25 protein-coding genes are annotated in these 24,286 nt (G+C 73.3%); 8 read left to right on the top strand and 17 right to left on the bottom strand.

What is annotated here, in order from left to right:
* Positions 1 to 119: 119 nt before the first annotated feature.
* Together ACGF0D_RS33730 and dacB are read right to left on the bottom strand one after the other, a co-directional pair.
* Complete coding sequence (locus ACGF0D_RS33730) at positions 120 to 1,292, bottom strand: zinc-dependent metalloprotease (protein ID WP_392882601.1); 1,173 nt, start codon at positions 1,290 to 1,292, stop codon at positions 120 to 122.
* Between the two features lie 210 nt (positions 1,293 to 1,502).
* The gene (gene dacB / locus ACGF0D_RS33725) at positions 1,503 to 3,125 is read right to left on the bottom strand and encodes a D-alanyl-D-alanine carboxypeptidase/D-alanyl-D-alanine-endopeptidase (RefSeq protein ID WP_392922730.1); all 1,623 of its coding nucleotides are present in this window, start codon (positions 3,123 to 3,125) and stop codon (positions 1,503 to 1,505) included.
* Between the two features lie 76 nt (positions 3,126 to 3,201).
* On the opposite strand from dacB, the gene ACGF0D_RS33720 reads away from it, so the two are divergent.
* Positions 3,202 to 3,693, top strand: coding sequence for an inorganic diphosphatase (locus ACGF0D_RS33720; protein WP_030059594.1), 492 nt, complete (start codon positions 3,202 to 3,204; stop codon positions 3,691 to 3,693).
* Between the two features lie 131 nt (positions 3,694 to 3,824).
* On the opposite strand, the gene ACGF0D_RS33715 is transcribed toward ACGF0D_RS33720, so the two are convergent.
* From ACGF0D_RS33715 to ACGF0D_RS33705, 3 genes are all read right to left on the bottom strand, one after another.
* Positions 3,825 to 4,034 carry a dodecin gene (locus tag ACGF0D_RS33715; protein ID WP_030288965.1) on the bottom strand — a complete coding sequence of 70 codons (210 nt, stop codon included), beginning with the start codon at positions 4,032 to 4,034 and terminating at the stop codon, positions 3,825 to 3,827.
* Between the two features lie 125 nt (positions 4,035 to 4,159).
* Entirely contained in the window at positions 4,160 to 5,119 is a 960-nt protein-coding gene (locus ACGF0D_RS33710) for an asparaginase (protein ID WP_392922727.1), read from the bottom strand.
* 74 nt (positions 5,120 to 5,193) lie between these two features.
* Positions 5,194 to 5,814 (bottom strand): ABC transporter substrate-binding protein, encoded by a 621-nt coding sequence (locus ACGF0D_RS33705; RefSeq protein WP_392922755.1) that lies wholly within the window; start codon positions 5,812 to 5,814, stop codon positions 5,194 to 5,196.
* Positions 5,815 to 6,366: 552 nt separating this feature from the next.
* Here ACGF0D_RS33705 and dtd point away from each other — a divergent pair.
* Positions 6,367 to 6,807 carry a D-aminoacyl-tRNA deacylase gene (dtd, locus tag ACGF0D_RS33700; RefSeq protein ID WP_224283110.1) on the top strand — a complete coding sequence of 147 codons (441 nt, stop codon included), beginning with the start codon at positions 6,367 to 6,369 and terminating at the stop codon, positions 6,805 to 6,807.
* A gap of 37 nt (positions 6,808 to 6,844) precedes the next feature.
* On the opposite strand, the gene ACGF0D_RS33695 is transcribed toward dtd, so the two are convergent.
* From ACGF0D_RS33695 to ACGF0D_RS33685, 3 genes are all read right to left on the bottom strand, one after another.
* Positions 6,845 to 7,807, bottom strand: a complete 963-nt coding sequence (locus tag ACGF0D_RS33695; RefSeq protein ID WP_392882708.1) for a YgfZ/GcvT domain-containing protein — start codon at positions 7,805 to 7,807, stop codon at positions 6,845 to 6,847.
* A 19-nt stretch (positions 7,808 to 7,826) separates the two neighbouring features.
* Positions 7,827 to 8,291, bottom strand: coding sequence for a Fur family transcriptional regulator (locus ACGF0D_RS33690; protein WP_392882609.1), 465 nt, complete (start codon positions 8,289 to 8,291; stop codon positions 7,827 to 7,829).
* Between the two features lie 103 nt (positions 8,292 to 8,394).
* A complete protein-coding gene (locus tag ACGF0D_RS33685; protein ID WP_392882611.1) occupies positions 8,395 to 8,997 on the bottom strand; it encodes an FABP family protein in 603 nt (200 codons plus the stop codon).
* A 370-nt stretch (positions 8,998 to 9,367) separates the two neighbouring features.
* Here ACGF0D_RS33685 and ACGF0D_RS33680 point away from each other — a divergent pair, with 370 nt between their 5' ends.
* Positions 9,368 to 9,730 (top strand): DsrE family protein, encoded by a 363-nt coding sequence (locus tag ACGF0D_RS33680; RefSeq protein WP_392882614.1) that lies wholly within the window; start codon positions 9,368 to 9,370, stop codon positions 9,728 to 9,730.
* Positions 9,731 to 9,743: 13 nt separating this feature from the next.
* On the opposite strand, the gene ACGF0D_RS33675 is transcribed toward ACGF0D_RS33680, so the two are convergent.
* From ACGF0D_RS33675 to ACGF0D_RS33645, 7 genes are all read right to left on the bottom strand, one after another.
* Complete coding sequence (locus tag ACGF0D_RS33675; RefSeq protein ID WP_392882616.1) at positions 9,744 to 10,016, bottom strand: DUF3099 domain-containing protein; 273 nt, start codon at positions 10,014 to 10,016, stop codon at positions 9,744 to 9,746.
* Positions 10,017 to 10,089: 73 nt separating this feature from the next.
* Complete coding sequence (locus tag ACGF0D_RS33670) at positions 10,090 to 10,380, bottom strand: DUF1416 domain-containing protein (RefSeq protein WP_030288989.1); 291 nt, start codon at positions 10,378 to 10,380, stop codon at positions 10,090 to 10,092.
* Positions 10,381 to 10,420: 40 nt separating this feature from the next.
* On the bottom strand, positions 10,421 to 11,257 hold the full coding sequence (locus ACGF0D_RS33665) for a sulfurtransferase (protein ID WP_392882618.1): 837 nt from the start codon (positions 11,255 to 11,257) through the stop codon (positions 10,421 to 10,423).
* Positions 11,258 to 11,490: 233 nt separating this feature from the next.
* Positions 11,491 to 11,571, bottom strand: a complete 81-nt coding sequence (locus tag ACGF0D_RS33660; RefSeq protein ID WP_350517234.1) for an Ms5788A family Cys-rich leader peptide — start codon at positions 11,569 to 11,571, stop codon at positions 11,491 to 11,493.
* A gap of 224 nt (positions 11,572 to 11,795) precedes the next feature.
* Complete coding sequence (locus ACGF0D_RS33655) at positions 11,796 to 12,530, bottom strand: DUF2993 domain-containing protein (protein ID WP_392922724.1); 735 nt, start codon at positions 12,528 to 12,530, stop codon at positions 11,796 to 11,798.
* A 162-nt stretch (positions 12,531 to 12,692) separates the two neighbouring features.
* On the bottom strand, positions 12,693 to 14,195 hold the full coding sequence (locus tag ACGF0D_RS33650; protein WP_392922722.1) for a hypothetical protein: 1,503 nt from the start codon (positions 14,193 to 14,195) through the stop codon (positions 12,693 to 12,695).
* Positions 14,196 to 14,200: 5 nt separating this feature from the next.
* Positions 14,201 to 14,494, bottom strand: a complete 294-nt coding sequence (locus ACGF0D_RS33645; RefSeq protein ID WP_392882623.1) for a MoaD/ThiS family protein — start codon at positions 14,492 to 14,494, stop codon at positions 14,201 to 14,203.
* Between the two features lie 728 nt (positions 14,495 to 15,222).
* Between ACGF0D_RS33645 and ACGF0D_RS33640 the strand changes: the two genes are divergently transcribed.
* The 5 genes from ACGF0D_RS33640 (at position 15,223) to ACGF0D_RS33620 (ending at position 20,810) form a co-directional block, all read left to right on the top strand.
* Positions 15,223 to 15,951, top strand: a complete 729-nt coding sequence (locus ACGF0D_RS33640; RefSeq protein ID WP_392882625.1) for a response regulator transcription factor — start codon at positions 15,223 to 15,225, stop codon at positions 15,949 to 15,951.
* A gap of 148 nt (positions 15,952 to 16,099) precedes the next feature.
* Positions 16,100 to 17,158, top strand: a complete 1,059-nt coding sequence (locus tag ACGF0D_RS33635) for a LacI family DNA-binding transcriptional regulator (RefSeq protein WP_392882627.1) — start codon at positions 16,100 to 16,102, stop codon at positions 17,156 to 17,158.
* 115 nt (positions 17,159 to 17,273) lie between these two features.
* Entirely contained in the window at positions 17,274 to 18,467 is a 1,194-nt protein-coding gene (locus tag ACGF0D_RS33630; RefSeq protein ID WP_392922719.1) for a S1C family serine protease, read from the top strand.
* A 79-nt stretch (positions 18,468 to 18,546) separates the two neighbouring features.
* Positions 18,547 to 19,317 (top strand): response regulator transcription factor, encoded by a 771-nt coding sequence (locus ACGF0D_RS33625; protein ID WP_392882633.1) that lies wholly within the window; start codon positions 18,547 to 18,549, stop codon positions 19,315 to 19,317.
* Positions 19,314 to 20,810 (top strand): ATP-binding protein, encoded by a 1,497-nt coding sequence (locus tag ACGF0D_RS33620; protein ID WP_392922716.1) that lies wholly within the window; start codon positions 19,314 to 19,316, stop codon positions 20,808 to 20,810. Before ACGF0D_RS33625 ends, ACGF0D_RS33620 begins: the two co-directional genes overlap by 4 nt.
* 60 nt (positions 20,811 to 20,870) lie before the next feature.
* Here the strand turns inward: ACGF0D_RS33620 and ACGF0D_RS33615 are convergent, their stop codons facing one another.
* Positions 20,871 to 22,670, bottom strand: coding sequence for a bifunctional metallophosphatase/5'-nucleotidase (locus ACGF0D_RS33615; RefSeq protein WP_392922714.1), 1,800 nt, complete (start codon positions 22,668 to 22,670; stop codon positions 20,871 to 20,873).
* A 208-nt stretch (positions 22,671 to 22,878) separates the two neighbouring features.
* Complete coding sequence (locus ACGF0D_RS33610) at positions 22,879 to 24,228, bottom strand: ATP-binding protein (protein ID WP_392922712.1); 1,350 nt, start codon at positions 24,226 to 24,228, stop codon at positions 22,879 to 22,881.
* Between the last annotated feature and the right edge of the window lie 58 nt (positions 24,229 to 24,286).

Here is a 24,286-nt window from a genome sequence, read left to right as displayed (position 1 = left end):
AATGAAGAAACGCTTCTTCATCCGTCGTACGGCCGATTGGACCACTCGTACGAGCGGGTTTGACCGGCGCGCGCCGCTTGCCGTCCGGCTCCCGGCGCGCCCGCGTCACGACCGCGCGCTCAGCGGGCCACCCGGGCCACCCAGGCGGCCGGATCGTGGATCTCCTCCTTGGTCGGCAGGGTGTTCGGGGAGGTCCACACCCGGTTGAACCCCTCCATGCCGACCTGTTCCACGACCCCGCGCACGAACACCGCGCCGTCCTGGTACTGGCGCAGCTTGGCGTCCATGCCGAGCAGCCGCCGCAGCACCAGGTCGAGCCGGTTGGCACCGCGGTCCCGGCGCTGCTGGAACTTCTCCCGGATCTCGGCGACCGTCGGCACCACGGCCGGCCCGACGCCGTCCATCACCACGTCCGCGTGGCCCTCCAGCAGCGACATCACGGCCGTCAGCCGGCCGAGGATCTCGCGCTGCGCGGGCGACTGGACGACCTCCAGCAGGTTCCCGGACGAGGCGCCCTCCCGGCTTCCGCCGCCCGGCAGGCCACCGAGCGAACCCGCCGCGTCCCGCAGCCGCTCCAGCAGGGCACCCGGGTCGACGTCCGTCTCGGCGAGGAAGGACTGCACCTCGGACTGGATGTGGTCGCGCAACCACGGCACCGCGGTGAACTGCGTCCGGTGCGTCTCCTCGTGCAGGCAGACCCAGAGCCGGAAGTCGGACGGGTCGACGTCCAGCTCCCGCTCGACGTGCACGATGTTCGGCGCCACCAGCAGCAGCCGGCCCGGCCCGGGGCCGTCCGGCCCCAGCCGCGGCTTGTCGAACAGCGCGGCCGGGCTGTCCGGCGCCTCCAGCGGGGCCTCGGCCGGGGCGAAGGTCTCGTACTGGCCCAGCACCTTGGTGGACAGGAACGCCAGCAGCGCCCCGACCTCGATCCCGGTGGCCTTCTCGCCCACCGCCCCGAACATCCCGGCCGCCGCGCTGTTCGCCCGGCGCGCCTGGAGCTTCTCCACCAGCGGCTGGACGACCGTCCGGAAGCCCGCCACGTTCGCCCGGATCCACCCGGGGCGGTCCACCACCAGCACCGGCGTCGCCACGGCCTGGGACAGGCCGGACGAGCGCATGCCGGTGAACGCCCGCACGTGCTCCTCCGCCGCCAGGGCGTGCCGGCGCAACTCGGCGACCACCGCCGCCGCTTCCTCCCGGCTCACTTCCGGACCCGGCCGCACCAACCTGGTCGCGGTTGCGACCGCGAGGTTCCAGTCGACCATGTCAGCACCGCCACTCGCGCTCGTCATGCCCTCACCGTACGTGCTCCCCACCGCCAACGGCAGCCACCCGCCGCCAACACCTCTCCACTGAGGGCCCCGGCGCACCGCCCCGGCCACGGCCGGGCACCGGCGGGGCCTCCCCGCGCCCGACGGAGCGCCCGACAGAGCGCCCGACGAGGCACCCGACGAACGGGGGCTGACGGCCGCCCGCCCGTGGCACCGCCGCCGGACGCCGGGTCAGTGGCAACCGCAGGTGGTGAGGCGGGCGGCCACCCGGTCCATGGCGGCGCGGGCGGTGTCGGCGGGGGCGGTGGTGCGGGTCATGACGGCGAAGGCGAGCAGCCGGCCGTCGGCGTCGACGGCGGTGCCCGCGAGCGTGTTGACGCCGCTGAGGGTGCCGGTCTTGGCGCGGATCAGGCCGGCCGCGTCGGTGGCCCCGGACCCGGAGCCGTAGCGCTTGTTGAGGGTGCCGGTGAAGCCGGCGACCGGGAGGCCGGTGAGCACCGGGCGCAGGGTGGGGTGCTGTTCGGAGGCGGCCAGCACGAGCAGTCGCACCAGGACGGCGGGCGGGATCGCGTTGCCCGGGTGCAGGCCGCTGCCGTCGTTGAGGACCGCGTTGCCCATCGGCACGCCGAGCCGGGTGAGTTCCTGGGTGACGGCGGCCGCGGCGCCCTCGAAGCTCGCCGACTGGTGGGCGGCGATGGCGACCTGACGGGCGATCGCCTCGGCGAGCTGGTTGTCGGAGGTGGTCAGCAGGCGTTCGACCAGCCGGGAGACCGTCGGCGACCGGACGTCGGCGAGGGGTATCGCGCCGGAGGGGGCCGGGGCGGCGGCGGGCGCGACCTTGCCCGTCACGGCGACGCCCCGGGCCCTGAGCAACGCGGCGAAGGCCTCGGCGGCCGCGGCCGCCGGGTCGGCGACCCGGTCCGGCGCGTCCTCCCGGCTCTTCGGGTCCACCCTGCCCTCGTCCACCATCAGCGGGACCACCAGGGCGATGTTCTGCGCGTCGTGGTTGCGGTGCTGCGGGCTGCCCGCGTACAGCGACAGGTCGTAGTCCAGCCGGACCGACGTGACGCCGATGTTCTTGAGGCCGTCGGCGGTCTGCTGGGCGAGAAGGTCCAGCGAGGCGGGGGCGGTGTCGGCGTCGGCCGGCTGCCCGCCGATCTGCACCTGGTCGGCGGGCAGCGCGGTGAGCGTCGGGTCTCCGCCGCCGACCAGGGTGATCGCGGACGGGTCCGCGCCCCGGACCACCCGGGTGTGCAGCCGGGTGTCGCCCGGGATGAGGGACAGGGCCGCGACCGCGGTGGCCAGCTTGGTGGTGGAGGCGGGGGTGGCCGGGGTGTTCTCCCCCGAGCCGTACAGGAGTTGGCCGGTGCCGGCGTCCGCGACGGCGACGGTGACCTCGCCGAGGCTCCGGTCGGCGAGGGCGGCGGCGAGCGCCTGCTGGAGGCCCTGGGCGGTGGGGACGGCGGTGCCGGCACCGCCCTCGACGGCGGCCAGGACGGTGCCCGGCGCGGGGGCCGGGCGTGTGCCGGGCGCGGCGCTGCCGGCGGCGGTGGGCGAGGTGGCGCCCGGTTGCGCGGCCCGGCGGGCGGGCGTGGTGCTCGGACCCGCGCTCGGGCTGTCGCCCGGCCGGGACTTGCCGCCCTTCCCGTGGTCGTCCTTCTTCCCGTCGCGGCCGCCCTGCCCGTCGTGGTCCCCGTCCTCGCCCTGCCCGGCGCTGTGGCCGCCCGGCGACGGGGACGGCTGCGCGTACGCACCGCCCGAGGTCAGGACCGTACCGACGACCAGCAGCGCCGCCCCGAACAGCCCCGCGGCCGTCCCCCCGCGGCGGCGCGCCGCCCCTCCCCCTGCTCGCACCGACCGGCCCCTTTCCCGAGCACTCACTCCCGTAGGAGACACTTGGATTCTGTCAGTCCCTACCTTGGAGGAACCGTTGGAGTTCGACGTCCTTATCGAAATCCCGAAGGGCTCTCGTAACAAGTACGAGGTCGACCACGAGACCGGCCGTCTGCGGCTCGACCGGATGCTCTTCACCTCGACCCGCTACCCGGCCGACTACGGCTACGTCGAGGGCACGCTCGGCGAGGACGGCGACCCGCTGGACGCCCTGGTCATCCTGGACGAGCCGACCTTCCCGGGCTGCCTGATCAAGTGCCGCGCCATCGGCATGTTCCACATGACCGACGAGGCCGGCGGCGACGACAAGCTGCTCTGCGTCCCGGCGACCGACCCGCGCTGGGAGCACCTGCGCGACATCCACCACGTGTCGGAGTTCGACCGCCTGGAGATCCAGCACTTCTTCGAGGTCTACAAGGACCTGGAGCCGGGCAAGTCCGTCGAGGGCGCCAACTGGGTCGGCCGCGCCGAGGCCGAGGCCGAGGTCACCGCTTCGATCAAGCGTCTGGCGGAGCAGGGCGGCCACTGAGCCGTCGTTCCGATCTCTCATTCGATCGAGGGCGGTTCGAGGTAGGTCGGGACAGCCAGGGGCCGGGGCTCGCGGATTCCTCCGCGGGCCCCGGCCCCTGTCGTGTCCGAACCCGGCCGGTGCCGGGGAGGTCAGTCCTCCAGCCGGAAGCCGACCTTGATGCACACCTGGTAGTGCTTGATCCGGCCGTCCTCCAGGTGGCCCCGGACCTGTGAGACCTCGAACCAGTCGAGGTTGCGCAGCGTCCGGGAGGCCCGCTCCACCCCGTTGCGGATCGCGGCGTCGACGCTCTCGGTCGAGGACCCGACGATCTCGGTCACCCGGTACACATGGTCGGTCATGGCGGACTCCTCAGCTGTGCGACGGCCCCCGGTCCACCGTGCACCGGCCCGGGTCCGCCCGCACCCCGACGGCCCCCGGGACAAGGGGCTCCGGAAGGCCGCCCGCACCCCGCCGGGCAGGGGCCCTAGAAGGCCGCCCGCACCTCGCCGACCGGCACGCCGCCGCCGAGCAGCGGAGCCGCGCCGATCCGCTCGACGGTCCCGTCCGCCCCGGCCACCCCGAGCCGGCGCAGCGCGGCCGCCAGCACCGGACCGCGGGCCCGCTCGGCGCCGTCCTCGATCTTGAAGGCCAGCGCCCGCCCGTCCGGCAGCGCGACCACCTGGACGGCCTCGGCGCCCATCTTGGACAGCGCGCCCGGCACCGCCCGCATCAGCCAGGTGTCGGCCCGGCGGGTGCCGGCCACGTACTCGGGGTGGGCGCGCATCGCGTCGGCGACGCGGCGCGGCCCGGTGCCCTCGGCGGCCAGCACGAGGCCGCGGTAGCCGCGCGCCAGGCCGGTCAGCGACACGGCCAGCAGCGGCGCTCCGCAGCCGTCCACCCCGGCGTGCACGGCGGTCTCGCCGGTGGCCTCCTCCAGGGCCTCGCGGGCCAGGAGCTGGATCGGGTGGACCGGGTCGAGGTAGCTCGCGGTGTCCCAGCCGTTGGCGGTGCAGGCGGCCAGCCAGCCGGCGTGCTTGCCGGAGCAGTCCATCAGGATCGGGGCGCGCCCGCGGCCCGCGGCGAGCAGCAGCTCCGCCTCGGTCTCGTCCAGCGGGAGGTCGGCCGGGGTGCGCAGGGCCGACTCGTCGAGCCCGGCGGAGCCGAGGATGCTCCGCACACCATCGAGGTGAAACGATTCTGCAGAGTGGCTGGAGGCCGCCAGCGCCAGCAGCTCGCCGCCGATCGCGAGCCCGGCCCGCAGCGTGGCCACCGCCTGGAACGGCTTGGCGGTCGACCGCGGGAAGACCGGGGCGTCCGGGTCGCCGAGCGCGAACTCGACCGAGCCGTCGGCCGCGAGCAGCACCAGGGAGCCACGGTGGCGGCCCTCGACGAAACCGGAGCGCACGACCTCGGCGAGAACGGGCGCGGTGACGGGCAGGGACATGACGGATGAGCCTTCCGGGGGCGAGGGTGGGCCGGGAGCGAGCCGGGTCCCACCGCCCGCGGTGACTCACCCGGTCAGAGCGGCCCACCTGCGAGTAGGTCGTCGACCCGTGCCTCCCCATCACGGTACCTGCGGGTGATCTCGGCATTGCAACCGTCGGCCGTGCGCAGCAGCCGCTGGCGCCGTCCGGACACCTCGCGCTCGTGCGCCCGCAGCCGCTCCAGGGCGGCCAGCAGCTCCTCCGCCGGGTGCGCGGCCAGGTCGGCGAGCTGGACGTCGCCCATCAGCGCGTCCGCCTCCAGCCGGGACTCCTCGGTGCGCGGCGGGCCGAGGGTGACGTGCCGGGCCGAGCGCCGCACGGTGGAGGGCGCGTCGGTCAGGATGGCCGGCAGCCGGTCCAGCAGGTCGCCGGAAACGAGGTCGGGGCCGGACGGGCCGGCCGTACGGACCGGGCCCGCCCCGGGCCGCCGGTCGAGTTCCGCGCGCAGGATGTCCATCCGCCCGTGCAGCAGCCGCCGCAGGTAGGACAGGTCGGCCTCCTGCTCCAGGGTCTCCCGGCGCAGCACCCGCAGCTGCTCCAGGCCCAGCCGCTCCAGGTCGGGCTCGTCCTCCACGCCCGCCGCCGGACCGTACGGGCCTCCCGGGTCCCGCACCACCGGCCCGAACCGGTCCCGCGCCGCGCCGCTCGCGTCCATCACCCAACCACCTGACGTCGTCCGATCCCGCCCGCTCGCGGCACCCCGTCCCTGCCGCCGGTCCGGCCCGGCCCCCGACGGGCCGGGCGTCCCGTCCACCGGCACCCCCGGGAATCCCGGGAGGGTCCGGTCCCCGGCCGCGACCGCCCACCGGGCGGCACCGCCAGACGCCTGACCTACCGGCTCGACCGCCCGGCCGAACCCGGCCCGGCGCGGCGGACCTCCTGGCGCCCCGGACCCTTCGTACGGTCCACCAGCGTGCCACCCCTCCCGGCGCGCGCGCACCGCCCGTGCACCCGAACGGCCCCCTGGCGAACGGGGGTGGCTGATATGACCGGTCCTTTTCGCAGGGAGAGCGGCGCCCGATTCAGCGCAGGCGCGCACTCCAGGGCGTGCACGACCTTTGCGCACGCCCCTGGTGTGCGCCCCGAGGAGGCCACTGGGGCGGACGGGAAGGGTGCGGCGGGCGCCCGGGGCACGGCCGACACGCGGCGGCGGACGCCCCTCGGGGGCCCTCCCGGGGGCCCCGCGGCGCTCCGGCACAATGGCGGCATGCGAGCAGTGGTGCAGCGAGTGACCGAGGCCCGGGTGACCGTGGCCGGTGAGACCGTCGGCGCGATCGAGGGGCCCGGGCTCTGCGTCCTGGTCGGCGTCACCCACGACGACACCCCCGCCAAGGCCGCCCAACTGGCCCGCAAGCTCTGGACGCTGCGGCTGCTGCCCGCGAACGACGAGGGCGTCGAGCAGAGTTGCTCCGACCTCGGCGCCCCACTGCTGGTGATCAGCCAGTTCACGCTCTACGGCGACGCCCGCAAGGGCCGCCGCCCCACCTGGAACGCCGCCGCCCCCGGCCCGGTCGCCGAGCCGCTGGTGGACGAGGTGGTGGCGCAGCTGCGCGCGCTGGGCGCCAAGGTGGAGACGGGCCGGTTCGGCGCCGACATGCAGGTGGCGCTGGTGAACGACGGCCCGTTCACCGTCCTCGTCGAGGTCTGACCGCGTCCGGGCCGGGCGGCCCCGGCCGCGCGGCCGTCTACTGGGGGACGATCACGTCCTGGGTGCCCGGCACCGTCCCGGCCAGCAGCACGGCGTCCACCGGGACGTTCCGCTTGACGATCGCCAGCGCGATCGGCCCCAGCTCGTGGTGCCGGGCCGAGGAGGTCACGAAGCCCAGCGCCCGCCCGTCCGGGTCGGTGGCCAGCCGCACCTCGGTGCCGTGCGCGGGCAGCGTCTCCTCGGTGCCGTCCAGGTGCAGGAAGACCAGCCGGCGCGGCGGGCGGCCCAGGTTGTGCACCCGGGCGACGGTCTCCTGGCCGCGGTAGCAGCCCTTCTGGAGGTGGACGGCGGTGCGCAGCCAGTCCACCTCGTGTGGAATGGTCCGGTGGTCGGTCTCGAAGCCCAGCCGGGGCCGGTGGCCCTCGATCCGCAGCGCCTCGTACGCCCAGACCCCGGCCGCCGGGCCGTACCCGGCGGTGAGCCGCTCCAGCTCGCCGCGCGGCACGAACAGGTCACGCCCGTACGGGAGTTCGCGGACGGCGGCGGCACCCTCGACGGCGGCGGTGGAGCCGGCCGGCAGGTGGACCACGGCGTACTCGGCGGTCGCGTCGGCGACCTCCACCCGGTAGAAGAACCTCATGCTGTCCAGGTAGGCCACCAGCGCCTCCTGGGTGCCCGGCTCGACGTGCGCCCAGGTGGTGGTGCCGTCGTCCACCAGGTAGAGCGCGTGCTCGACGTGCCCGTTCGGGGAGAGCACCAGCGCCTCGGCGGCCTGCTGCGGCGGCAGCTCGCTGACGTGCTGGGTGAGCAGCAGGTGCAGCCAGGAGAGCCGGTCCGCGCCGGTCACGGTGACCACGCCGCGGTGCGAGAGGTCCACGAAGCCCGCACCCTGCGACAGGTTGCGTTGCTCGCGGAAGATGTCGCCGTAGTGGGCGGCGACGCCTTCGTCGGCCCCCTCGGCGGGGACGGCTCCGGGCAGGGAAAGCAGCGGGCTCTTCACACCGGTCATACCGGCCAGCTTACGACCGCCCCTCGGCGAGCTTGGCGGTGCAGTCCGCACAGCGGCCGAAGATCGCGAAGTGCTTGAGGTCGGTGTCGAAGCCGTACCGCTCGCGCAGGCCGTCGACCAGCGGCTGGGCGATCTCGGTGCCGGTCTCGGTGACCTGCTCGCAGTCCCGGCAGACCAGGTGCAGGTGGTGGTGGCGGCCGGCCAGGTGGTACGTCGGGGCGCCGTGGCCGAGGTGGGCGTGCGAGACCAGGCCCAGTTCCTCCAGCAGCTCCAGGGTCCGGTAGACGGTGGAGATGTTGACGCCGCTGGCCGTCCGGCGGACGTGGCAGAGGATGTCGTCGGGGGTGGCGTGGTCGAGTTCGTCGACGGCCTCCAGCACGAGCTGGCGCTGCGGGGTGAGCCGGTACCCGCGTTCGCGCAGGTCGGCCTTCCAGTCGCCGGATAGCTGCCAGTCGGTGGTGCCGGTGTCCGCCACGGTACTGTCCCTGCCAATGGTCGGGGGTCCTGGATGCAAGTGTAGGGACCGGCCGCGGGCCGGTCCCTACCTCGTGCACCGAAGTGCCGGTCGTGCGACCGGCCTACTTGAAGAACGCGATGCCGTCGTCCGGCAGGTCGTTGATGTCCTTGATCAGCTGGGCGGGGCTGAGCACCTTCTTCAGCTGCGCGGACATGTACGGGCGCAGCGGCACGTTCGGGGCGGCCTTCTCGCCGACCCAGAGCAGCTCGCCGTTGACGAAGCCGTACAGCCGCTTGCCGCCCGAGTACTCCGGGGAGCCCTCGATCCGGGCGACGGCGTCGGTGGAGACGTCGACCTGGGGCTTGCCGTCGGCCAGCTCGCCGTACCAGATCTCGACCGTGCCGTCGTCGCGGACGGAGGAGATCTCGATCCCCCGGGCGCCGCTGGTGCCGTCGTGGTTGCTGGTGATGCGCCAGAACGCGTGCTCGTTCTCCAGCGGACGGACCTTCTCGCCCTCCTCGTTCAGCACCCAGGTGCGGGAGCGGAACTCCAGGAAGGGGCGGCCGTCGTGGCGGATCACGATCTCCTGGCCGAAGTTGCACTTCTCCGCGCCGGGGCCGCTTTCACCCGGTAGAGGGGCGAAGACTCCCGCGCCCTCCCAGGTGCCGAGGAGGAAGGCGAGCGGGACGACGTCCCTGTGGAGGTCAGAGGGGATCTCGATCATGTTCCTGGTCGCTGTTCTCGTCGGTGTGGGACTGCCTCAACCGTACGGCAGGCTCAGCGCTGGCCCTGGTACAGCTTCATCACCGAGAAGATGGCGAACCAGGTGATCAGCACGGCCATGAGGGCCAGCAGACCGTCGAAGAAGATTTCCAGACCGGACACGGGGGGCTCCCAGGCGGCGACAGTGTGGTGGATTTTGCTCCGCTCACTCTATCCGCCGGGTTCCGGGCGGTCGCGGTGAGCCCCACCACGTCGCGGTTCGCGCCGCCTCCCCGCCGTGTTCCCGCCGCCTCCCCGGCGCTGCCCAAGCTTTGCCCAAGGGTTCCGGGGATGCCGGACGGCGGGGGTGGCGGGCGCTCTATGGTGGCGCCATGTCGAAGAAACTGGTCATCAAGGTCACCGCAGGGGCGGACGCGCCGGAGCGGTGCTCGCAGGCGTTCACGGTGGCGGCGGTGGCCGTCGCCAGCGGGATCGAGGTCTCGCTCTGGCTGACCGGGGAGTCCTCCTGGTTCGCGCTGCCGGGCCGGGCCGCGGAGTTCGAGCTACCGCACGCGGCGCCGCTGCCGGACCTGCTGGAGTCGATCCTGGCGGCCGGCTCGGTGACGCTGTGCACCCAGTGCGCGACCCGGCGCGGGATCGAGCAGAAGGACACCGTCGAGGGCGTCCGCATCGCGGGCGCCCAGGTCTTCGTCAGCGAGATCATGGCGGACGGCGTCCAGGCGCTCGTGTACTGACGCCCGCCGGGCCCTACGGGCGTCGCTCGTGGTCGGGGCGGTCCCGGTCGTGGCCGGGTTCGTCCCACTTCGGGTCGTCCCAGCGCGGGTCCTCCCACCAGTCGTCGTCCGGGTCCCGCTTGTTGGCGAACACCGCGGCGGCGGGCGGGATGACCATCGCGACCACGCACATCCCGATCGCCGCGCCGACCGAGAAGAACCGCACCACGCCCCAGGCCATGACGAACAGGCCCAGGCACACGCCCATCATGGCGAAGTAGTAGCGACGCCGCCGCTTTGCCTGCACCCCTCCACGGTACGGCCGAGGGCCCCTGCGCGGCAGGGGCCCTCGGGGTGCTCCGGAGTCGTTCCGGCCAGGGTCAGACCGCGATCGCGACCTCGACGGCGGTGCCCTGGGAGGCCACCACCTGACGGTCCACGGTCTGGCCCGGCACCAGCGCGCGCAGGGTCCACTTGCCCGGGCGGGCGAAGAACCGGAACTGGCCGGTCGCCGAGGTGGGCACCTCGGCCGTGAACTCGTTGTTCTCGTCCAGCAGCCGGACGTAGCCGTTGACCGGCTCACCGTCGCGGGTCACCGAACCCTGGATGATCGTCTCGTTCGCCACGTCAACTCCTGCCAGGTCCGGGCCGCCGGCCTTCGCACCGCACATGTCTGTGATTTCCCTTCTGACTTACGGGTCGAGCCGGGGCTCAGTTGCTGCCGAGCTCGATCGGCACGCCGACCAGGCTGCCGTACTCGGTCCACGAGCCGTCGTAGTTCCTGACGTTCTCCTGGCCGAGCAGCTCGTGCAGCACGAACCAGGTGAGCGCGGAGCGCTCGCCGATGCGGCAGTAGGCGATGGTGTCCTTCGCCAGGTCGATGCCCTCGGCCTCGTACAGCGCCTTGAGCTCGTCGTCGCTCTTGAAGGTGCCGTCGTCGTTGGCGTTCTTGGCCCACGGGATGTTGCGGGCGCTCGGCACGTGGCCGGGGCGCTGCGACTGCTCCTGCGGGAGGTGCGCCGGGGCGAGCAGCTTGCCGGAGAACTCGTCGGGCGAGCGGACGTCGACCAGGTTCAGGTTGCCGATGGCGGCGATCACGTCGTCGCGGAAGGCGCGGATCGAGGAGTCGGCGGCCTGCGCCGTGTACGAGGTGGCGGGGCGGGCCGGCACCTCGGCGACCAGGTCGCGGGAGTCCAGCTCCCACTTCTTGCGGCCGCCGTCCAGCAGGCGGACGTCGCCGTGGCCGTACAGCTTGAAGTACCAGTAGGCGTACGAGGCGAACCAGTTGTTGTTGCCGCCGTACAGGACGACGGTGTCGTCGTTGGCGATGCCCTTGGCGCCGAGCAGCGCCTCGAAGCCGGCCTGGTCGATGAAGTCACGGCGGACCGGGTCCTGGAGGTCCTGCTTCCAGTCGATCCGGACGGCGTTGCGGATGTGGTTCTTGTCGTACGCGGAGGTGTCCTCGTCGACCTCGACGATGACGACCTTCGGGTCGTCCAGGTGGGCCTGGACCCAGTCGGCGTCGACCAGGACGTCGCTGCGGCTCATGGTGGTGATCTCCATCCGAGGGCGGTTGTGCGGAAGGTGCTGCTCAGGAGGGGTGCTGCAGGGGCCCGGGCAGGCGCGGTCCGAGAATCCGTCCGAATACTGGGACGAGAGGGTGGACCGGTGCGGCCGGGCGGTGAACTGCGGAGTACCTCGGGGACCACCCGCTCGCAGAGCCGGGCACGGTCACCGGGAAGATCGGCGGCGGGCGTCAACTGCCCTGCCGGGGCGCCGAGTCAGCGCATTCGACACAGACAGGCGGCCACGCGGCACAGGTCTACCGCCCGCCGCTTCGTGAGGTCCGTCTGTCGCTTCATGCCGACGATGCTAGGGACACCGGAGGCCCGCTGTCATCAACGTATCGAATAATGGGATCGAAACGACCGGATGATGGGATTCTCCCTCGCCACGGCCCGCCGGAGCCCCGCCGGAGGCCCTCCGACGGCGCGCGCGGGGCGGAAACGACACCGCTCCGCGGTTCGCACTGGACAGCGCGTCTCGCGGAGCGAAACGATTCGGCAGCGCCCGGCACGGGCCGGGATCAGCCCAGGAGCTTGACGTCCTTGCCGTCGAAGGTCAGCTGGAGGCCCTCCGGCAGCGGCGTCACACCGCCGCTCCCGCCCTCCTGGTCGGCCAGCTTCAGGCCGGCCGGCAGCGAGTCCAGGGTGAAGCTCATCGGCTCGATCTGCTGGCCGGTGGCACCGGCCACCATCCCCGCGAGCGAGCTCAGCCGGAAGCCGTCCACCGTCACGGTGTTGCCCTTGTTGTGCACAGTGCCCTCGCCGATCGCGATCGGCCCCAGCGCGGCCTTGACCTTGCCCGGGCCCGCGTAGGACAGGCTCAGCCGGGAGTTGCCGCCCACCGGCAGCTTGGCCCCGTGCAGCAGCTCGGAGGCGGGCGGCAGCAACTGCGCGAGGTCCTGGTAGGAGATCACCCCGCTGCCGGTGCCGCTGTCCACCGTGGCACTGCTCATGCTGTCGCTCACCTTGACCCCGGAGAGCCGCGCCTTGAAGGAGTGCAGCGCCACCCGGTGGCTGCCGTCGCCGACGGTCAGGCCGTCCGAGGAGATCCGGACGTCGTCCAGCTTCTTCGACACCACCTGGGTGAGGAACGGGAAGCCCTCGATCGAGACGTCCGGGCGCTGGCTCATCCGGCCGCTCTTCACGATCCGGTCGGCGGCCTCGTCCTCGGCCACGCCGACCGCGATCCGGTCGGCGCCCAGCAGCAGGCCGGAGAGCACCACCAGGCCGATCGTGGCCTTCAGCCATCCGCGCATCGTGTCCCCCGTCGTCGCCGGTCGCTGTGGTCGTTCGTCGGTCGTCGTCAGTCGTCGTTCCACGGCGGTCGCAGGACACGTCCGCCCTCGCACGACCGTACGACGTCCGGCCCCGGAACATGGTTCCGGGGCCGGAATCCGACCTGGGGCGGAGCGGAAGGGTCAGGCCAGCAACTCGGTGGCGATCCAGATCAGCGGCGCCGCCACCGCCAGCGGCAGCGCCACGCCCGCCGTCATGTGCACGAAACGGGACGGGAAGTCGTACGCCGCGACCCGGCGACCGACCAGCGCGCCCAGCCCGGCCAGCGCGCCGAGCGCCACCGGCGCCCCGACCAGCAAGCCCAGCGCCACCGCCGCGGCCAGGCCCAGCACCGGGCCCAGCTGCTTCGGCCCGGGCAGCGGCGCCGCGGCCAGCAGGGTGGCCAGCGCCACCGCACCCACCGCGGCGGGCACCCAGTCGGCCAGCAGCAGCGTGGTGCACAGCGCCGTCACCACGGTGGCCGAGCCGAGCACGGTCAGCGCGTAGAAGCGCTCCTTCGGGTCCGACGGGCGGAACGTCTGCAGCACCAGGACGAGCAGGAAGAACCCGCCCAGGGTGCCGACCACGGCCGCCACGCCACCGTCGGAGTCCGCCAGCAGCACCGCCGCGTCCGCCGTGAAGCCGGCCAGCGCGGCGAGCAGGATGCCCTGCCGGGCCGGCCACATGCCGTTCAGCCGGAACCAGCCGGCCGCCGTCAGCAGCTGGAGCAGCGCCACCACCAGGGCCAGCGCGACCTGGCCGAGCGCGGCGCCGCCGGCCAGCAGGGCGGCCGCGCCAGCGGTGATCAGGGCCGGCTGCAGGCCCGGATCGATGATCGGCGAGCCGGGCCGGCCGCGCGGGCCGGCGGGCGGGACCGCCTGCGGCGGGGCGGCCGCGTACGCCGGCGCGCCCTGGCCCTGCGGGCCGGGAAGGCCGGGGACGGGCGGACGCTTGAGCGTCATGGTCGGCGGGTCGAAGGCCTCCGCCGGCTGCGGCACGGGGGCCGGCTGCGGCGCCGGGGCCGCGTGCCTGGCCCGCGGCCTCGGCGGCTGCTGGAGCTGGATCGTCGGGTCCGGCTGGGGCTGCACCGGCTGCTCCGGCTGCCGCCGCCGCGGGTGCTGCGGGGCCTGCTGCCGGTACTGAGGCTGCTGCGAGGCCTGCTGCTGAGGGTGCTGCGGGGCCTGCTGCCGGTACTGAGGCTGCTGCGAGGCCTGCTGCTGAGGGTGCTGCGGGGGCTGCTGCCGGTACTGAGGGTGCTGCGGGGCCTGCTGCCGGTACTGCGGCTGCTGCTGGTGCCGCGGCGGCGCGACCGGCGTCGAACCGGACACCACCACCGGCGGCAGCAGCGCCGTCGCCTCGGCGTCGTCCACCGCCGGCACCGGCGGCAGCACCGCGGTCGCCGCGTCGTCCACCGCCGGCACCGGCGGCAGCAGGGTGGTCGCGGCCGCGTCGTCGAACGCCGGCACCGGCGGCAGCACCGCGGTCGCCGCGTCGTCCACCGGGTAGCCGTACGGCGGCTGCGGGCCGGGCTGCTGCGGCGGGAAGTACGGCTGCTGCCCCTGGGGCGGGTACGGCCGCTGCTGCGGGTGGGGCTGCTGCGGCCAGTCGCCGGAGTCGCCGCGGTTCGGGTTGTTCATGTCCGTCACGCCGCTCAGCCTCCCGCGAACGGCGGGAGGACCTCCACCGTCCCGCCCTCGGTCAGAGCGACGGCCGCGTGGTCGCGGCCGCCCACCTGGGCCCCGTCGACCAGGTACGAGCAGTGCCCGAGCAGCCGGACGAGCTTCGGCCGGTCGGCGTGCCGCTCCTTGGCCGCCGCCAGCGCCTGCGCCAGGGTCGCCGCCTCGTACGGCTCCTCGGCCAGCCCGGCCTCGGACTTCGCCGCCGCCCAGTAGCGGATCGTCCCGCGCACCCGGGCGCCGCTCGCGGGCTCGGTGGTCGCGCCCATCGGGCCACCCCTTCTCGTCGTCCTCGCCCGGCCCCGGTGCCCCGGTCCGGCTCGCCACCGCGACGGCCGCCCGATCACCCGAACGATGGACCCGAACAGCGCCTCCGATGTGCGTCCCATGATGGCGTGTCCGCCACCACGAGCGGCAATCGCCCTGGCCGAACGGGCAGGCGGCACCCGGCGGCCTCCCACCGGACCGGCGCCGGGGGCGCCGGACCGGCGTTCGACGCTGTGTCCAGCCTCACCCGGCGTACGCCCGATTTGGGCGAACCGCCGGATTCGGGCACTCCCGGCCGCGGGGGCGGTCGGCTATCCTCGACCACCAAGAGGGATCCGGGCAGAGTCGCCCCCGGGTCCTTTTGTGCTTCCAGGACGCCAGTACGGACGTTCTTGCGATTCGTCGGCCCACCCCCGGCGCACCGCAGGGACCGCCCCGCCTGACGCGGCACAACGACGTGCCCCGGCCGGCCCGGGGCATCGCCACCCGGCACCGGGCCGCCACCCGGCACCGGACAGACCGGAGGGTTCGCGGTGAGGAACAGGGCAGAAACGGTGCGCCAGGGGTTGCGGGACCCCCGGCCGACCCGCCGTCGCGCCCTGTACGCCGTCCGCACCCCCGGTTCGCCGCGGCCGACCGTCGTCCCCTCCTCCCCTCCAGCACGTGCGCCATCCGGCTGTGGCGGCAGCCGTAACGCGACCGCGACGACCCGGAAAGGGGACCACCGGGCATGAGTTCTCTCCTCCTCCTCACCAATGCGCTGCAACCCTCCGCAGAGGTGCTGCCCGCCCTCGGACTGCTGCTCCACAACGTCCGGGTGGCGCCCGCCGAGGGCGCGGCCCTGGTCGACACCCCCAGCGCGGACGTCATCCTGGTCGACGGCCGACGCGACCTGCCGCAGATCCGCAGCCTCTGCCAGCTGCTGCGCTCCACCGGCATCGGCTGCCCGCTGATCCTGGTGGTCACCGAGGGCGGCCTGGCCGCCGTCACCGCCGAGTGGGGCATCGACGACGTCCTGCTGGACACCGCCGGCCCGGCCGAGGTAGAGGCCCGGCTGCGGCTCGCCCTCGGCCGCCTCCAGGTCGTCACCGACGACAGCCCGATGGAGATCCGCAACGGCGACCTCTCGGTCGACGAGGCCACCTACTCCGCCAAGCTCAAGGGCCGGGCGCTCGACCTCACCTTCAAGGAGTTCGAGCTGCTCAAGTACCTCGCCCAGCACCCGGGCCGGGTGTTCACCCGGGCGCAGCTGCTCCAGGAGGTCTGGGGCTACGACTACTTCGGCGGCACCCGGACGGTGGACGTGCACGTCCGGCGGCTGCGCGCCAAGCTCGGCGTCGAGCACGAGCAGCTGATCGGCACCGTGCGCAACGTCGGCTACCGCTTCGTCGTCCCGGAGAAGCCCGAGAAGGGCGAGCGGCCGGAGCTCACCCAGCGGCCCGCCCCCCTGGACGCCTGAGGCACGGGTCCGTCCGGCACCCGTCCGGGGCCGGACGGACCGCCGACCGCCCGGCTTGTCCGGTTCCTCCCGGAGCCGCCCGCCGGCCTGCCGGACAAGGCCTCAGGTCCCACTGCCGCCCCGGGGGCCACACGCGTAGACTCCCCCCGTGGCCAAAGTGACGCGCGACGATGTAGCCCGGCTGGCTGGTACCTCGACCGCGGTCGTCAGCTACGTCATCAACAACGGGCCGCGCCCGGTCGCGCCCGCGACCCGGGAGAAGGTCCTCGCGGCGATCGAGCAGCTCGGCTACCGGCCGAACAGCGTCGCCCAGGCGATGGCCTCCCGGCGCACCAACCTGATCGGCATGGTCGTCCCGGACGCCCGCCAGCCCTTCTTCGCCGAGATGGCGCACGCCGTGGAACGGGCCGCCTCCGAGCGCGGCAAGCTCGTGCTGATCGGCAACTCCGACTACGTGGACGACCGCGAGGTGCACTACGTCCGCGCCTTCCTCGGGATGCGCGTCTCCGGCCTGATCCTGGTCAGCCAGGGCCCCTCGCAGCGCGCCGCCGAGGAGTTCGCCGCCATGGAGGGCGCCAAGGTGGTGCTGCTGCACCGCCGGCCCGAGGCGATCGACGACGTCGCGGTGGTCACCGACGACGTGGCGGGCGCCGAGGCGATCGTGCGCCACCTGCTGGAGGTGCACGGACACCCGTACGTGGCCTGCTTCGGCGGCCCGGTCGAGTCCCCCGCCCCCGGCGACCCGGTCATCGACCACGTCGAGGGCTGGCAGCGCGCCATGGACGCCCACGGCATCCCCACCGAGCCGCACCTGATCGACGCGCCCTTCCACCGCTACGGCGCCTACGAGGTCGCGCTCGGCGTGCTCCGCTCGCCGGACCGGCCGCGGGCGATCTTCTGCTCCACCGACGACCAGGCGATCGGCGTGCTGCGGGCCGCCCGCGAGGTCGGCCTGCGGGTCCCGGAGGACCTCGCGGTGGCCGGCTTCGACGACGTGCCCGAGGCCGCGCTCGCCGACCCGCCGCTGACCACCGTCGCCTCCGACCGCGACGCGATGGCCCGGGCCGCCGTGGACCTGGTGCTGGACGACTCGCTGATGGTGCCGGGATCGGACACCGAGCGGGTCCGCACCTTCCCGTCCCGGCTGGTCATCCGCCGCTCCTGCGGCTGCGACGGCACCACCCCCGGCCGATCCGTAGCGGAGTAGCCGGTTCCGCTCGACAGGCGGCCTGACCAGGCTTTATGAGAACCCAACGGGCTTCTCTCCCCGTTCTGAGCCGGTTCTCATCCACTCCTCATGCACCGGGCCGAGCTTGGTCTGCATGAGCGAACAGCAGCAGCACCCCGGCGAGCAGTACGACCCGTACCGGCCCCACCGGCAGTACGACCCGTACCGGGCGCACGAGCCCCGGGTGATCGAGGGCACCGTGCTCGGCGCCGGCCCGGCCCCGGACGCCCCCGGCACCACCGGCGGCGCCACCGCCGGGTACGGCTACCGCGAGGACCACTCCGACGGCGGCTTCGACAGCCCGCCGCCGCCCCCGCCGATCCCGCCCGAGCCGCCCACGATCCTCGGCCCCGGCTCCCCCGAGGTCCCCGGCCACCACGGCGGCCGGGCCCGGCGCGGACTGCTGCGCGGCCGGCTCGCCATGGTCACCGCCGTCGCCGCGGTCGCCGCCGTCCTCGGCGGGGTCACCGGCGGGCTGGTCGCCGCCGACCGGCAGAGCTCCGACAACCGCGTCGGCACCATCGCCAGCCCGGTCTCCGCCCGCTCCGACGGCAGCGCCGACGTGGCCGCCATCGCCGCCGCCGTCTCGCCCAGCACCGTCCAGATCACCGTCAAGACCGGCAACGGCACCGCCACCGGCACCGGCGTCGTCCTGGACACCGACGGCCGGATCCTCACCAACTACCACGTGATCGACACCGCCGCGGCCGGCGGCGGCCGGATCACCGTCACCTTCAAGGACGGCTCCACCGCCCAGGCCACCGTCACCGGCACCGACAAGGCCCTCGACGTCGCCGTGATCACCGCGACCGGCGCGAAGAACCTCACCCCCGCCGTCCTCGGCGACTCCTCCACCGTCGCCATCGGCGACCCGGTGGTCGCCATCGGCAACCCCGACGGCCTCACCGGCACCGTCACCTCCGGCATCATCAGCGCCGAGAACCGCGACGTCACCGTCCAGCTCGACGAGGGCAGCACCAGCAACAACGGCGGCTTCGGCCTGCCCTTCCTGCCCGGCATGCGCGGCACCGCCCCGCAGTCCACCAGCGGCAGCACCACCACCTACAAGGCCTTCCAGACCGACGCCGCGCTCAACCCCGGCAACTCCGGCGGCCCGCTGATCAACGCCAACGGCCAGGTCATCGCCGTCAACTCGGCGATGTACTCGCCCGGCGGCTCCGGCTCCTCCGGCAACGGCTCGGCCGGCAGCGTCGGCCTCGGCTTCGCCATCCCGATCAACGACATCAAGCAGGTCCTGCCGAAGCTCGAAGCCGGACAGAGCCTGTGAGCCACACTCCCTGAGACGGACAATTGCTCCCAGCAGGCCCTCCAGCCGACGAGACCCCGACGAGAAAGGGCACCCGCCCATGACCCCGTCCGCCGACGACCGCACCACCGCCGAGGCCGCCCACCCCTGCGCCCGGCTCCTCGTGGTCGACGACGAACCCGCCCTCCGGGACGCCCTGGAGAGCAGCCTCGCCTTCGAGGGGTACGAGGTCGCCACCGCCACCGACGGCTACGAAGCCCTGGAGTCCGTCGAACGCGACCGGCCCGACCTCGTCCTGCTGGACATCATGATGCCCCGGATGGACGGCCTCACCGCCGTCCGCCGGATGCGCTCGCGCGGCGACACCGTCCCGGTGCTGATGCTGACCGCCCGCGACGCCGTCGGCGACCGCGTCACCGGCCTCGACGTCGGCGCCGACGACTACCTCGCCAAGCCCTTCGAACTCGACGAACTCCTCGCCCGCGTCCGCGCCCTGCTGCGCCGCAACGCCCTCGCCGCCGAGGCCGCCGCCCGCGCCGCCGTCGAGGACGAGAGCGAGGTGCTCGCCTTCGCCGACCTGCGGATGAACACCGCCACCCGCGAGGTCACCCGGGCCGGCAAGCCGATCGAGCTCACCCGCACCGAGTTCATGCTGCTGGAGATGTTCCTCTCCCACCCGCGCCAGGTCCTCACCCGCGAACAGATCCTCAAGGCGGTCTGGGGCTTCGACTTCGAGCCCTCCTCCAACTCCCTGGACGTGTACGTGATGTACCTGCGCCGCAAGACCGAGCAGGGCGGCATGCCCCGCCTGATCCAGACCGTGCGGGGCGTCGGCTACGCGCTGCGCCCGGCCTCCGGCACGAGCGCGTGAACAACGTCCCGCCCCCTCCGCTGACCCCTCCGTCGGCTCCGCCCCGCACGCCGGGGCTCCGGCACCGCCTGGTCCACTGGTACCGCTCCCGCTCGCTGCGCGGCCGCCTCACCTTCCTGAGCGCGGCCGCGGTGGCGGTGGCCATCGCGCTCTCGGCGCTGGCGTGCTGGTTCATCGTGGAGAAGCAGCTGTACGGGCAGGTGCGGACGGACCTCCTCAGCGCACCGATGCCCCCCGCCCCCCGAGTCCTCCTGAGCTGCTACCCGACCGCGGACCAGGCCCTGGCGGAACAGCCGACGGGCCTCACCACGGAGAACGGCGGCGCGGTGGTCCGGGACACCCAGTACGTGGTGGCCGGCCCGACCGCCGTCTGCCTACCGCCGAACGCGAGCAAGGCCATCGTGGTCCAGCCGGGCGACCTGACCGGGTTCAAGCTCCAGAACGGCCAGTCGATCATCCGCGACGGCCGGTTCACCGACGGCACCCCGGCGGTCGTCCGCATCTCCTCGACCCACGGATCACGCCCGGCACTGCTGATGGTGGCCACCTCCACCCAGCCCATCGAGGAGTCCCTCCAGGGCCTCGCCATCCTCCTCGGCTCGGTCTCCGCCGGCGGCATCCTGCTCGCCGCCATCGCCGGCCGCCTGGTCGCCCGCTCCGCCCTGAAGCCCGTCGACCGGCTCACCGACGCCGTCGAACACATCGCCAGGACCGAGGAGGTCGGCACCACCATCCCGGTCCGCGGGGACGACGAGATCGCCCGCCTCTCCACCTCCTTCAACTCCATGAGCACCGCCCTCGCCAACTCCCGCGAGCGGCAGACCCGGCTGATAGCCGACGCCGGACACGAACTGCGCACCCCCCTGACCTCCCTGCGCACCAACGTCGACCTGCTGATCCGCAGCAACGACACCGGACGCCCGCTGCCCGCCGCGACCAAGACCAAGCTGCTCGGCAACATGAAGGCGCAGATGCAGGAACTCACCGTCCTGATCGGCGACCTGCTCCAGCTCTCCCGCCCGGACACCCCGAAGAGCGGTCCGGCGCCGACCGTGGTCGCCCTGCACGAGATCACCGGACGGGCCGTCGAACGGGCCGAGCTGCGCGGCCCGGGGCTGGTCTTCGAGACCGACACCGAGCCCTGGTACGTGCACGGCGACGCGGCCGGGCTGGAACGGGCCGTGATCAACCTGCTGGACAACGCGGTCAAGTACAGCCCGCCCGGCGGCACCATCGACGTCCGGCTGCACCAGGGCGTCCTGACCGTCCGCGACCACGGCCCCGGCATCCCGCCGGACGAGCTCCAGTACGTCTTCGACCGGTTCTGGCGCTCGCCGTCCTCGCGCCAGCTGCCCGGCTCCGGCCTCGGGCTCTCGATCGTCGCCCAGAGCATCCGGGAGGCCGGCGGCGAGGTCACCCTCGGCCCCGCCGCCGACGGCGGCCCGGGCGCGCTGGCCACCGTCCGCCTGCCCGGCGGCCCCGCCCCGGAATGACGGAAGGGCGGGTGGGGGCGCCCCGACAGCGCTCCCACCCGCCCCATGGCCGGCTCACGGTCAGTCGATGGTGCTGCCCGGGCCGATGATCTTGATCCGGTCCTGCGCCGGGGCCTGGAGCGGCGCGGCCGCCGAGCTGTGGGCACCCAGGTAGGCGGTGAAGACGTCCAGGTCCGAGGCGCCGACCAGCTTGTCGGCGCCGGCCGCGAAGGCCGGGAAGCCGTCGCCGCCGCCGGCCAGGAACTCGTTGGCCGCGACGCGGTACGTGGCGGCCGGGTCGACCGGGGCGCCGTTCAGCCGGACCGAGTCCAGGACCACGCGGTCCGCACCGGTCTTGCGCATGTCCAGGGTGTAGTGCAGGTTCGAGGACACCTGGAGGATCTTCGGCGCGGCGGTGTTGGAGCCGCTCACCTGCTGCTGGAGCAGCTGGATCAGCTGGGCGCCGGTCAGCGTCTTGACCTGCATCATGTTGGTGAACGGCTGGACGGTGAACGCCTCGCCGTAGGTCACCACGCCGTCGCCCTCGCCGCCCGAGGCCTTGTAGACCAGGTCGGAGCGGATGCCGCCGGGGTTCATGAAGGCGACCTGCGCGCCGCCCTTGTCGGCCGGGGCCAGCCCGGCGAGCTGCGCGTCGGCGATCACGTCACCGAGCGGCTTCTCCGGGTCGCCGTTGCCGCGGCCGTTGATGTCCGAGGCGATGTAGCCGATCGGACGGTTGGCGATCGGGGCGGCCAGCTTGGAGTAGTGGTCGACCAGCGCCGTCATGTCGGGCGCCTTCTCGACCGTGCGGCGCACCACGTGGTTCTCGGCCTTGACCGAGGGACGCACGATCTCGCCGGTGGTCTTGTCCAGCTTCATGTCGATCTCGGTGAACAGCCGGCCGAAGGAGGCGGCGCTGGTCACCGAGCGCGGGACGCCGTCGGGGTCGGGGATGCTGCAGGCGTACGCGTTGTGGGTGTGGCCGGTGACGATGGCGCCGACCGCCGGGTCGATCTTCTTCGCGATGTCGACGATCGGGCCCGAGATGCCCTGGCCGGCCGCGCCGCAGTCGTAGTTGTAGGTGCCGCTGGCCGGGTAACCGCCCTCGTGGATCAGCGCGACGATCGAGTTGACGCCCTTGGCCTTGAGCTCGGCGGCGTACTTGTTGATCGTGGTGACCTCGTTGGCGAACTTCAGGCCCTTGACGCCCTCGGCGGTCACGATGTTCGGCGTGCCCTCCAGGGTGACACCGATGAAGCCGACCTTCACGCCCTGGGACTTGGTGATCCAGTACGGGGCCAGCAGCGGCTTGCCGGACTTCTCGTCGGTGACGTTGGCCGACAGGAAGTTGAAGTTGGCGCCCTTGAAGGTGCGGCCGGGCTCGTAGCAGCCGTCGGTCGGGTGGCAGCCGCCGTCCTGCATGCGCCGCAGCTCCTGCGCGCCCTCGTCGAACTCGTGGTTGCCCACGGAGGTGACGTCCAGGCCGAGCTTGTCCATCGCCTCGATGGTCGGCTCGTCGTGGAAGAGCGCCGAGGTCAGCGGGCTGGCGCCGATGATGTCGCCGGCGGCGACGGTGATCGAGTCGTCGGCCGGGATGCGCGCCTTGCGCAGCTCGGTGGCCAGGTACTCGATGCCGCCGGCCGGGGTGGAGACCTCCTTGCCGGTGGCCGGGTCGATCTCCTTGATCGTGCCGGACGAGCCGGCCGGGGGCTCCAGGTTGCCGTGGAAGTCGTTGATCGCCAGCAGCTGGAGGTTGACGGTCTTGTGGCGCTTGGCGTTGGCGTCGGCGGCCTGGGCGGCCGTCGGCACGACCACCGTGCCGAACAGACCTGCGGCGGCGACGACGGCGAGCGCCGTCCGTCGGGATCTGACGGTGAGCATGAAGGGTTCCCCTGCACCTTGGAAGGAGCACCGGCTGTGGACAGCATCGGCGTTCGGGCATGTGTTGCGACTGCGAAGCCTATGGTCAACGCGCGTAGCTGTCAGGACGTCGAACGTAACGAGAGGATTACCTACTGACGAACCATCGCCGTCCGAGGGGCGCCGAGCCCGCGGAGACGGCCGTCGCGCGGGCCCTCCCGAGGAGCCCTCAGACCCCCGGCTCGGCCGCCAACTGCCGCTCCGCACGGTCCCGTTCGGCCACCGCGTCCTCCGTCATCGCGCGGTCCGTGTAGACCAGCGGACGCTCGGCCTCGGTGACGATGTGCTTCACCACCTGGACGTTGCCGTTGACGTCCCAGACCGCGATGCCCGGCGACAGGGTCGGGATGATCTCCACCGCCCAGCGCGGCAGGCCCAGCACCCGGCCGGTCGCCCGCGCCTCCTCGGCCTTCTGCATGTAGATCGTCCGGGTCGAGGCCATCTTCAGGATCGCCGAGGCCTCCTTGGCCGCCGCGCCGTCCACCACGTCGGACAGGTGGTGGACCACCGCGACGAAGGACAGCCCGAGCCGGCGGCCGAACTTCAGCAGCCGCTGGAACAACTGGGCCACGAAGGGACTGTTGATGATGTGCCAGGCCTCCTCGACCAGGAAGATGCGCTTCTTCCGGTCCGGCCTGATCCAGGTGTGCTCCAGCCACACCCCGACGATCGCCATCAGGATCGGCATCGCGATCGAGTTGCGGTCGATGTGCGAGAGGTCGAAGACGATCAGCGGCGCGTCCAGGTCGATGCCCTCGGTGGTCGACCCGTCGAACATGCCGCGCAGGTCGCCGTCGACCAACCGGTCCAGCACCAGCGCCACGTCCAGGCCCCAGGACTGCACCTCGTCCACCGCCACGCCCAGCGACTCCACCGAGGACAGGTCGGGGTTGCGCAGCGTGTCGATGATGTCGTCCAGCACCGGCTGACGACCCTTCACCGAGGCCGCCACGTGGGCGTGCGCGGCCTTCAGCGCGAAGCCCGCCCGCTCCTCCAGCCCGCGCCCCATCGCCACCTCGACGATGGTGCGCAGCAGCGACAGCTGGCCGGTCTGGGTGATCGCCGGGTCCAGCGGGTTGAGCTTCACCCCGCCGTCCCTGGCCGCCATCGGGTCCAGCCGGATCGACTTTATGCCCAGCGCGTCGGCGATCAGGTTCCACTCGCCCACGCCGTCCTCGCCCTGCGCGTCCAGCACCACGACCTGGCGGTCGCGGAACCTCAGCTGCCGCAGCACGTACGTCTTCTCCAGCGCCGACTTGCCGTTGCCGGACTCACCGAGCACCAGCCAGTGCGGGGCGGGCAGCTGCTGCCCGTACAGCTGGAACGGGTCGTAGACGTACCCCTTGCCGCTGTACACCTCGCGACCGATGATCACACCGGAGTCGCCCAGGCCCGGAGCTGCCGTAGGCAGGTAGACGGCCTGCGCCTGGCCGGTGGAGGTGCGCACCGGCAGGCGGGTGGTCTCCACCTTGCCGAACATCAGGCTGGTGAACGCATCGGTGAGGTTGCCGAGCGCCATGGGCGGCCTCCTGACGGGTCAGCGGTGGACGGGGATACGGGTGTACGGGGGGCGTGCG

Origin of the sequence: Kitasatospora sp. NPDC048298 (genome assembly GCF_043201465.1) — a bacterium.
GTDB lineage: Bacteria > Actinomycetota > Actinomycetes > Streptomycetales > Streptomycetaceae > Kitasatospora.
Note: the sequence above shows the minus strand (reverse complement) of the source record. Positions and strands in the feature narration are given on the sequence as shown.